Raw genomic sequence first — 10,447 nt, forward strand, 5'->3', positions numbered from 1 at the left:
TCCGTGGGGCGCAGCCCCTGGGCCCCCTCCCCGCGCCGGGCCTCCACCACGCGATCACCATGCACCTGCGACACGCGGCTCAGCGCTTCGAGCGGCGCGCCAGCGGCCTGTGCCAGGCGGCGGTGGTTCTCCTCCACGCGCGCCCGCTCGTCGCCCACGGAGAACCCCAGGTTGAGTGACGCGTAGGGCCCCTCCGAACAGCCGCCAGCGCGGGTGGCGAAGCCGTGCGGCACGGGCAGCAGCGCGGAGGTGAGAAACTCGGTCGACATGGAATCTCCAGGAATCCACCTGATTGATGCACCAGGAGGTGATCCAGCGTCAGCGCAATCGTAGGATGATTTCACCGCTTCGTTTGACAGGTAGCGTCAGCCACCTGACAATTCACGGACCGCCTGAACTCCGTGCAACCAGTCCGAAACCCCGCGCTCGAGAGCTGCGAGCACCCGCATGCCCCTGGGTCCCGACACCGTTGGTCGCAAGCTGCTGTGGAGCATCGCCCTGCCCGGGCTGCTCGTGGCACTGCTGGGCGTCGGCCACTTCTGGCGTGAGGCGCGGGTCGCGGTCCAGGACGCCACCCAGGTGGAGTCGCTGGCGCTGGCGGAGTTCGTCGCTTCCACCTTCACCCTTCCGCAGGCGCGCGGGGCTCCGGCCCATGGCGCGGTGACGGAGGTGATGCGCTCCGACACCCGGCTCTTCCGCTCGGTGGAGGACGTCCGGGTGCTGACGCCGGACGGGCGCATCCTCTGGTCCCGCCGCACGGGTGAAGAGGGCACGACGCACCCGGAGGCCGCGCGGCTGACGGCCCCGGGCCCCGAGCGGGCGCGCTCGGTGGCGCGGATGACGGAGGTCATTCGTCCCCTCGGCGGGCCGGAGTGCGCCGGCTGCCACACCGCTGGCGACGTGCCAGGCGCCAGCATCCTGCAGCTGCGCATGGCGGAGCCGGCGCTTCACCAGGAGCTGTCGTCCGTGTTCGGCGCGGCGCTCGGCTCCATGGGCCTGTTCGTGGTGCTGCTGGCGCTCATCACCGGGCTGGCGCTGCACTTCGTCCTCACCCGCCCGCTGCGCAAGCTGAGCGCGGCCATGCGGCGCGCGGAGGCGGGCGACCTGCTGGTGCGCGCGGAGGCGCGGGGCACCGACGAGTTCGCGCGGCTGGGCGCGGCCTTCAACCAGATGCTGGCGCGGCTCACCTCCATGAAGGCGGAGGAGATCGACACCCACCGCGACCTGGAGCTGGTGAAGGAGAAGCTGGCCCTCAAGGACGAACTGGAGGACCGCCTCAAGGAGCTGTCGCTGCTCTTCGACGTGGCGCGCTCGCTCAACGCCACGCTGGAGCTGGATGAGCTGCTGGACGCCGTGACCCGCCTGGTGACGGAGCGGCTGCGCATCCCCGAGTTCTCCATCATGTTGATGAACCCGGAGGGCCTGCTGGAAATCAAGCACGCCTGGCCGGAGGGCCGCGGCGCGGAGGGACTCACGTTCGCGCTGGGAGAAGGCGCCTGCGGCCGCGCGGCGGAGACCCGCAAGTCGGTGTACCTGCCGGACACGGCGGACCGCTCCAGCGTGTTCGCCAAACCGGACCTGGTGAAGGGCGGGCTGAACACCGGCGCGCTGCTGGCGGCGCCCATGGTGCACATGGAGACGCTGCTGGGCGTGATGAACTTCCAGCGCCCCCACGTGGCCAGCTTCTCCGCGGAGGAAATCGAGCTGCTCACCGCGGTGGCGGACGTGGTGGCCACGGCGGTGAAGAACGCCCGGCTGCACGCGGAGACGGTGAAGCTCACCATGACGGACCCGCTCACCGGCGTGCCCAACCGCCGCCACCTCTTCCAGCGCATGGAGCTGGAGCTGGCACGAGCCAACCGCTTCGGCACCCCGCTGGCGCTGCTCATGGTGGACGTGGACCACTTCAAGCGCATCAACGACCTGGCCGGCCACCGCGTGGGTGACGAGGCGCTGCGCCGGGTGTGCGACGTGCTGCGGCTGCGCGTGCGCAAGGTGGACACGCTGGCGCGCTACGGCGGCGAGGAGTTCGTCATCCTCCTGCCACAGACGAACAAGGCGGAGGCCGTGGAGGTCGCGGAGAAGCTGCGCCGCGCGGTGGCGGAATCCGTGGCGCTGGTCCAGCCGGGCCTGCCGGGCAACCACGTCACGGTGTCCATTGGCGTGTCGCACTTCCCCTCCGACGCCGCCGGCCAGGAGGAGCTGGTGGACAGCGCGGACGCGGCGCTCTACTTCAGCAAGCGCACCGGCCGTAACCGCACCACCCTGTACGAAGCCGGCATGGAGCTGCACCCGGGCCGCGAGCGGGGCCCGCACACGCCCGCCGCCGAGCCTCCCACCGTGACAGCCGCCCCCAAGCCTCCGGGGGGCGTGGCCAAGGCGTAGGCGCTCAGCGGCGCACGAGCGTCTGCACGGTGGGCAGCATCAGGTCCGCCCACGCCTCATACCCCTCGGCGGACGGATGGAAGCCGTCCTCCGAGAAGAAGTGCGGGCCCTTGGGAATCATGTCCTTGCTCGCCGTGAAGAGGTCCACGTGGTGCATGCCGTGCACCCGGGCCACCTCCGCGATGGCGGCGTTGAAGGGCTCGATGCGCCCTTCGTAGAGCGCCGCGGGCACCAGCCGCGCCACCGGGGCCAGCGCCAGGTCCACGAGGTTCACCACCACCAGCGGCGCCCCGGTCTGCTTCAACCGGCGGGCGATGCGGTCCAGGTCGTCCTGGAAGTCCTCCAGGGGCGTGCTGCGCCAGACGTCATTCGTCCCGATGCCCAGCGTCACCAGCGTGGGCTGCGCGGCCACGGCGCGCTTCACCTGCCCCGTGAAGACGTCACGGATGCGCGCGCCGCTCTGCCCCAGGTTGCTGAGGCCCACGGGCAGGCCGCCCGCGCGCAGCCGGGAGGCGAGGCGTGCGGGGTAGCCCCCACCTCGCGCCGCCCCCACGCCCACGGCCGAGCTGTCACCCAGCGCGACGTAGTTGACGCTCATCCGCCGCTCCCTCGCTCCAGCCTCACGGCACCCGCAGGGCGCGCAGGTTGCGAGCCCCGCCCGGCGCCGTCACGCGCAGCAGCAAGGTGCTCCCGGACGCAGCGCCCTTGATGATGCGGGCCAGGGCGTCCGCGTTCTCCACCTTCTTGCGGTTGGCCTCGATGACGACCATGCCGGGCTCCAGCTGCGCGCGGTCCGCCGGCGAGCCGGGCACCACGTCGGTGATGAGCGCGCCGCTGCTGTCGGTGAAGCCGGCCTGCTGCGCGGTGCGCGCATCCAGGTTCTGGAGGCTGACGCCCACGCGACGGGAGCTCTCCTGCGAGTCCTCCGGCCGCTGCTTCGCCGAGGCCACGCCCTCCAGGTCCGGCCGCGTGCCCAGCGCCACCTTCACGTCCCGCTTCTTGCCGTCGCGGAAGAGCGTCAACGTGGACGTGCTCCCGGGACGCTTGAGCGCCACGATGCGCGTCAGCTCGCCGCTGGAGGTGACGGCCCGCCCGTCGATGGCGATGACGACGTCATCCTGCTTCAGGCCCGCCTTCGCCGCGGGAGAAGACGGCATCACCTGCGTGAGGATGGCGCCCTGGTTCACGGAGAGCTTGAGCGCGCTGGCCAAATCCCGCGTCAAATCCTGGATGCCCACGCCCAACCACGCGCGCGTGACGGAGCCTTCCTTCTCCAACTGCGGCAGCAGCGAGCCGATGAGCGTGCTGGGCACCGCGAAGCCGATGCCGGAGCCACCGCCGACGATGGCGGTGTTGATGCCCACCACTTCGCCCTTCATGTTGAAGAGCGGACCGCCCGAGTTGCCCGGGTTGATGGCCGCGTCCGTCTGGAGGAACTCGTCGTACTGGCTGGCCCCAATCTCACGGGCCCGCGCGGAGACGATGCCCAGGCTGACGCTGGAGGCCAGACCGAAGGGGTTGCCAATGGCCACCACCCAGTCCCCCACGCGCAGCGCATCCGAGTCGCCCAGCTTCACGGTGGGCAGGTTCTCCACCTTCTCCTTGAGCCGCACGAGCGCCACGTCCGTGAGCGGATCCCGCCCCACCACTTCGCCGGTGAAGCTGCGTCCGTCGTCCAGGCGGATGGTGATGCTGACGGCATCCTCCACGACGTGGTTGTTGGTGAGGACGACGCCCTTCGGGTCGATGATGAAGCCGGACCCCGCGCCCTGGCGCAGCGGCTCGCGGCGCTGACTGCCACCCTCGCGGCCTCCACCGAAGAAGCGCTCGAAGAGCGGGTTGTCCTCCATCCCACGCGGAATGCCGCCGCCCCGGGCCTGCACGTCCACGTTGACCACCGCTGACTTCACCGACTCCACCAGCGGCGCCAGCGATGGGAGCGTCTGCGCCTCCCGTGTCGCGGGCTGGAGGACGTTGCCGGCGCCCGGCTGGGTGGCCGCGGGAGGCGGCTTCGGCGCCTGGGCGACAGCCGCGGCGGGAGGCAACGCGACCAGGAGCGCGGCGACGAGCGCCTTCCGGAACGAGACGGTCGAACGGTTCATATGAAGACCAAGCTAAAGCCGAAAACCTGCCCCGCAAGCCAAACCGTCTGTCGTGGCGACAGGAGGACACATCGCCCCACCCTGCCCCCCCTGGCTTCAGGCAGGCAGGTAGAGGCGGTAGTCCAGCTCTGGATAGAGGTTGTCCCGGCCTTCCACGTGAGAGAGCCAGCCCTCGTCCAGCCTGCCGCCGCGCAGCTGCTCGTGCAGGCGCTGGAAGCGCAGGAGGTGCTCGCGCGTGCGGCGCTGGGCGTACTCCACCATGGTGCCCGTCTTCATGATGAAGGCCCAGTCGGAGGACTGGGCGAGCAGCAGCTCCCTGGCGGCCTGATTGAGCGCGCGGCGTTGCAGCGCACCTGCCGCCGGGAAGTCCCGCGCCAGCGCCACCATCTGCATCGCGCAGTGGTTCAGGTGGCGGTAGATCCAATCATTGCTGCCGTCGAGCCACATGTTGGCGTAGCCCCCCGCGCCCCACGAGGACAGCGGCGGCGTCGCCACCTGGTTCTCCGGATGCTCCCGCAAGTCATCCGACGGCGTCACCAGCCGGAACGTCTTCTGGTCATACGCGACCTTGCGGATGAGGAAGTCGAGGAACTGGGGCCCCTCGAACCACCAGTGGCCAAAGAGCTCGGCGTCATAGGGCGCGACGACCACCGGCTCCCGGCCGCCCAGGCGCGAGGCCAGGTCTTCCATCTGCCGCTGGCGGTTGAACAGGAAGTTGCCCGCATGCACCGAGGCCCGCTCCCGCGCGGCGAGCGGATCATACGGGCGCTTCTCGTTCGTCTTCCCGGTGATGCGGAAGTACTTGAAGCCGGTGTTCTTGCGCTCGCCGGTGGGCTGGATGAACGGGCGGATGTAGTCCAGGTCCAGGTCCCAGCCGATGTCCCGGTAGAACTCGCGGTAGTCCGGGTCGCCCGGGTAGCCGTGCTCGGTGCTCCACACCTGCTGGCTGCTCTCCGGGTCGCGGGCATACGCGGCCACGCCCGCCTCGGTGAAGACGGGCGCGTAGGGTCCGTGCAGGGGCCGGGGCACGGCGTCCGTCAGGCCGTGCGTGTCGACGAAGAAGTAGCGGATGCGCTCGCTGGCCAGCAGGCGCTCCAGGCCCGGGTAGTAGCCGCACTCGGCGAGCCAGATGCCGGCGGGGTCCCTGCCAAAGTGCTGGCGGTAGTGGTTGGCGGCCACCGTCACCTGGGCGCGGACGGCTTCGGGCACCTGCTGCATCAGCGGAAGGAACCCGTGCGTCGCGTTGCAGGTGAGGATGTCCAGGTAGCCCGCGTCCTGGAGCCGCCGGAACGCGGCGACGAGGTCGCGCTTGTAGCGGTCGTGGAACGCGCGGCGCAGGGACTCGAAGTGGTCCCGGTAGAACCGGGCAATGGGGCCGAAGGTGGTGTCGGCGCGCGTCCGGTGGACCTCGCGCGCGCCCAGCTCACAGAGCAGGTCCAGCCGCCGCGCGTAGCGGCTCATCAGCAGCTCGTCGCGCAGCATGGACACGAGCGTCGGAGACAGCGTCATCGCCAGGCGGAACGGGACGCCGTCCTCCGCCAGTTTGTCGAAGACCTGGAGCAGCGGGAGGTACGTCTCGGAGATGGCCTCGTAGAGCCAGTCCTCCTCGAGGAAGTCCTCATGCTCGGGGTGCCTGACGAAGGGGAGGTGCGCGTGGAGCACCAGCGCGAGGGAACCCAGGCTCATGGTCGTTCAATGTCTCCGTGCGGGTTCAGGAGCGGCCGTCTTCTGAAGGCGGCTTCCGGGGAGGCGGCTCGGCCGCGTCAGGGGTGGCGGGACCCTCTCGGGTCTCGAAGGAGGCAGGAGCCGCCGTGCGCTGGGGGGCCGCGTCTTCCCCGCGGGGCCGGGGCACTTCGAAGTAGCGGTGGTGCTCCTCCGTGTCGGCGGCGTCCCCCTCCTCCTGGGCGTCGCGGTCGGGAACCGCGGCGCGGGACGGACGTGGCGGAGCCTCGAAGTAGCGGTGGTGCTCCTCGACCGCGGGGGGATGCTGCGCGCCGGAGCCGCGAGCGGCCTTCGCGGAGGTTTCGGTCTTTGTGCGGGCCGACGACGCGTCCTCGTGCTGGCGGTCGGATGCGCCCGACGGTGGAGCCGGAGCATCGGCGATGCGACGGTCCGAGGCGCTGGTCCGCTGTGGAGGGGAACCCAGGTGACGTTGCTCCGATGCACCCGGCGCGCGGGGCGGCGACTCCAGGTAGCGCAGGTCCGACGCTCCCGGAGTGCTCCTCACGTCCAGGTAGCGATGAGGCGAAGCGCCGCTGACCGGCGAGCGCGTCGCACCGCCGTCCGCGTGGCGCAGGTCCGATGCGCCCGGGATGCCCTTCACGTCCAGGTAGCGATGAGGTGAAGCGCCGCTGCCTGTTGAGCCAGCCGCACCGCCGTCCGCGTAGCGCAGGTCCGACGCGCCCGGGATGCCCTTCACGTCCAGATATGTACGGGACGGTTGCCCCCTCCCCGCCTCGCGAGCGCCCCCTTCCGCATACCGCATGTCCGAAGCCCCCGGCGCACGGCCCAGGGGCTCCAGGTAGCGCGGCACGGGAGCAGTCACGGGTCCACGCGCCTCATCCACCTGATAGCGCTGGTCCGAAGCCCCCGCCGCTCGCCCCACTGAGCCCACGTACCGCTGGTCCGAAGCGCCCGGCGCTCGCGCGGGGCCCTCCAGGTGCGCCTCCGCCACATCCCTGCCGCGACGCTCCCTGTGGACTTCCGGGACATCCAGCACGCCACCACTGCCAGGGAGGTTCACCCGGCGCCACGACACGTACTCACGCTCCTCTTCCGGTGGCGGCGCTTCCACGACAGCCTCGGGCAGCGCCGCTTCGAGCGGAGGAACCCGAAGGAAACGCACCGTCAAATCCGTGGAGACGCCCGCGGGAGGCAGCGTCACGCGGTTGCTCGAAGCACCGATGCGGCGACTTCGCCCATCGCGCCCGACGCAGTGCGCCTCCACGCGATACGTCCGCCCCGCCGGCAACCCCTGGATGTAGAAGCCGCGAGCCTCCACCGCGAAGTCCAACGCCTGCTCCATCTGTTCATCACCGAACACACGAAGCACGGTACTCGGCGCCTCCAGCGCATCCTGCGCGCGCAGCAGGGCCCCCAGGCTGAAGTCCCAGGACACGAAGAGCGTGTGCGGATCCCTGGGCAGCAGGAGGACGGCGTCGTCCTGATACCCCTCCGGCAGCTCGCCCAAGCCCTCGGTATCCACGGGGGGCGGAGGCGGAGCAGGCGCTGCTTCCACCAGGTGGTGGCTGCGCGCCTCCTCCTCGCCAGCCACGCGCGCCACGAAGAAGCCCTCCACCACGGGCTCCGCGGCTTTTTGCGCGGGCGCGGGCCGCGCGACGGGCGGCGGCGCCGGCTCCGGCGACTTCGTGAGGGAAGACGTGACGGGCGTCACCGACTCGCGAGCCCGCTCCACTCGGGGCTTGGGCGGGAACGTGACCACCTGCGCGGGTCTGGCGGGTGGCTTGCTCCCGGGCCTCTCCGAGGTCCGCTTGGCCGCCACCCGCTTGGGCGCGGACACCCGGCCCTGGCCTTGCGAGCCAGCCGCCTCGGGTTTCGGGGTCGAACTTTTGGCGGGCACGCGGATGCCCGCCAGCCGGGCGAGCCTCCCCAGGGCCGGGACGTAGGCGGCCAGGGCTGCGAGCAGCTCCTCTTTTTTCATCCGGCTGTAGCCGCTCCCCAGGTGCTTCCGCGCCAACTCCCTGAGGTAGCTGACCGTCACGCTCTTGAGGTCTTCCATAGGCAAGCAGGCCTTTAGGTCGCTGGTCGTAGAGGGTCAACGTGCCAGCATTACATGTGTTCTTCGCCCGACCCCCGTTTCTCGTTCCATCACCCGATGACACTCAGGGGGCGGCTAGGTATCCTGCCCACGCTTGAGCGACCTGCCCAGACTGCTCCTGTGCAGTTTCGACGTCATCCCCGGTCCGTCGGGTTCATCCCGTCGTTTGTCCGAATACTTGAAGGCGTTGCCAGACCGCTTCTCCGTGGTGGTGCTGTCGGCGAAGACGCCTGACCACTCCCACATCGAGAAGTACCAGGGGGCCCGGCTGCTGCGCGTCCCGGTAGGCTCGGGGGACCTGGCCTCGCGCATCCAGGCCTTCGAGCGGGCCGTGCGCCGGCAGCTCGAAAGCGAGGACTACGCGCTCGCCCACTTCACGGACCCCTTCGGCGGATACGCCTTGTGCGAGCTGAAGGGCGACTACGGGTACCGGCTCATCTACGAGGCCCAGACGTTCCCCTCGCAGGAGCTGCGGTACACCCACCCGCAGACGGAGGGGGACCGGCGCTTCCTGTCGAAGATTCGCAGGCAGGAGCTGTTCTGCCTGATGAACGCGGACCTCGTCGTCACCGGCTCGGAGACGACGCGCGCGTACATCCAGTCGCTCGGCGCCAGTGAGGAGCAGGTCCGGGTGCTGCCCGCGCCAGTGGACCTGCAGCCCTTCACGCCCGAGGTGCTGGGCGCCCCGGACGGCGACCCCCTCCGGATGATGTACCTGGGCAGCCAGGTGGGGTGGCAGGGCCTGTCCACCCTGCTGCGCGCGGTGGCGCTGGCGGCTCGGAAGCAAGAGGTGCGCCTCACGCTGGTGGGCGCACGCCACGCGGACTGGCAGCCGCATCTGGATGACCTGGTGAAGGAGCTGGGCCTGGGCGACCGGGTGGAGTTCCAGCCCCCGGTGCACCACGATGACCTGGCCAAGGTGCTCGCGCTCGCGGACGTGGGCGTGCTGCCCATGGATGACGTGGAGCGCAATCGCGTTCAGGGCGGGCCGCTGGCGAAGGTGTCGGAGTACTGCGCGGCGGGCCGCCCCGTCATCGCGGCGGACCTGCCCGTGACGCGGGAGCTCATCCCGGCTGGCGCGGGCGTCTTCTTCCCACCGGGTGACAGCCAGGCCTTGGCCGACCGCATCATCGAGCTGGCGCGCGACGTGAAACGCCGGATGACGCTGGGCCAGGTGGCTCGGGCGCACGCGGAGGTGACGCTCGACGCGGGACTCATCCGCGGCAAGCTCCTGGACCTGTATGACTCGCTGTTGGAGAAGCGGTCGGAGCCAGTCTCCACCACGAGCGAGGACGACCTGCCCCCGCCCACCACGGTGACGGGAACGCCCACGAACCGGCTGGCGGCGCTGCTGCCCCCCGAGCCCGCTCCCACCGCGGCCCCGGTCGCCAGGAAAGCGCCGGAGCCTCGCAAGGACAACGACGCGCCTGCCGCGGGCCGTGCGCGCGAAGACCTGCCGCTGGTCATGGGACAGGTGCTCGATGAGGGGCTCGACACGCGCCTCATCAAGACGGAGCTCGAGACGAATCCCATCGAGCCACCCGTGGTGATGGGGGCGCCGCTGCGCGAGCGCGAGGCCTCCGCGTCCAGCGTGGCCGCCCAGGACGCGACGTTGGAGGGTCCCGAGCACGCCGCGGCGCAGGACGCGAGCGGCGACGATTCCGAAAGCGCGCTGCCCATCGTCCAGGCAACGGAGGTCGAAGACGCGGACGAACCGCCGGCACCGACGCCCGTCGTCAAGGTTCCTCCTCCGCCGGGCCGGCCTCCTTCGCCCGTGAGCGAGGATTCCAGCGAGGTCTCAGCAGCGACGCCCATCGTCAAGGCGCCCGCCGCGCTGAACCGGACGGACGCAGGCAACCGCGAAGCTGCCGGGGACGCGGATGAAGCCCCCGCGCCGACTCCGGTCGTTCGCGGCCCTGTCATCGGTGCGAGTTACGAGCCGCCGTCGCACACACCGGTGGTGCGCTCGCCCTACGACAAGGAGCGGGATGAGACCGCCTCGGCCACGCCCGTGGTGCGCTCGCCCTATGAGCGCCAGCGGGACGATCCGCCCGCGCCGACGCCCATCATCCGCGTGCCCACCGAGCTGCTCCAGGAGCTCATCCCCACGCGCGCCTCCAGCAGCCGCGGCACCCCTTCCTCAAGCCGGCCGGAAGAGCACCCCACCCCCACGCCCATCGTC

The 10,447-nt window shown here is 70.8% G+C and carries 7 protein-coding genes; 2 read left to right on the forward strand and 5 right to left on the reverse strand.

The window, feature by feature from the left end; genetic code table 11:
* On the reverse strand, nt 1–269 hold a 269-nt coding region (locus HV824_RS32280), incomplete at its 3' end, for a laccase domain-containing protein (RefSeq protein WP_176424958.1).
* A 178-nt stretch (nt 270–447) separates the two neighbouring features.
* Between HV824_RS32280 and HV824_RS32285 the strand changes: the two genes are divergently transcribed.
* Nucleotides 448–2,385, forward strand: a complete 1,938-nt coding sequence (locus tag HV824_RS32285; RefSeq protein ID WP_176424959.1) for a diguanylate cyclase — start codon at nt 448–450, stop codon at nt 2,383–2,385.
* A gap of 4 nt (nt 2,386–2,389) precedes the next feature.
* On the opposite strand, the gene HV824_RS32290 is transcribed toward HV824_RS32285, so the two are convergent.
* The 4 genes from HV824_RS32290 to HV824_RS32305 all read right to left on the reverse strand — a co-directional run bounded on the left by HV824_RS32290 (nt 2,390) and on the right by HV824_RS32305 (nt 8,226).
* Nucleotides 2,390–2,983: an SGNH/GDSL hydrolase family protein gene (locus HV824_RS32290; protein WP_176424960.1), complete on the reverse strand. Its 594-nt coding sequence runs from the start codon at nt 2,981–2,983 to the stop codon at nt 2,390–2,392.
* 22 nt (nt 2,984–3,005) lie between these two features.
* A complete protein-coding gene (locus HV824_RS32295) occupies nt 3,006–4,487 on the reverse strand; it encodes a trypsin-like peptidase domain-containing protein (protein WP_176424961.1) in 1,482 nt (493 codons plus the stop codon).
* A gap of 96 nt (nt 4,488–4,583) precedes the next feature.
* Entirely contained in the window at nt 4,584–6,173 is a 1,590-nt protein-coding gene (locus tag HV824_RS32300; protein ID WP_176424962.1) for a glycoside hydrolase family 57 protein, read from the reverse strand.
* 25 nt (nt 6,174–6,198) lie between these two features.
* Entirely contained in the window at nt 6,199–8,226 is a 2,028-nt protein-coding gene (locus tag HV824_RS32305) for a DUF4912 domain-containing protein (protein ID WP_176424963.1), read from the reverse strand.
* 175 nt (nt 8,227–8,401) lie between these two features.
* Between HV824_RS32305 and HV824_RS32310 the strand changes: the two genes are divergently transcribed.
* The coding region (locus HV824_RS32310) for a glycosyltransferase (RefSeq protein ID WP_176424964.1) at nt 8,402–10,447 on the forward strand (2,046 nt) is incomplete at its 3' end.

It is taken from the genome of Myxococcus sp. AM009 (assembly GCF_013372605.1).
GTDB classification, from domain to species: domain Bacteria; phylum Myxococcota; class Myxococcia; order Myxococcales; family Myxococcaceae; genus Myxococcus; species Myxococcus vastator.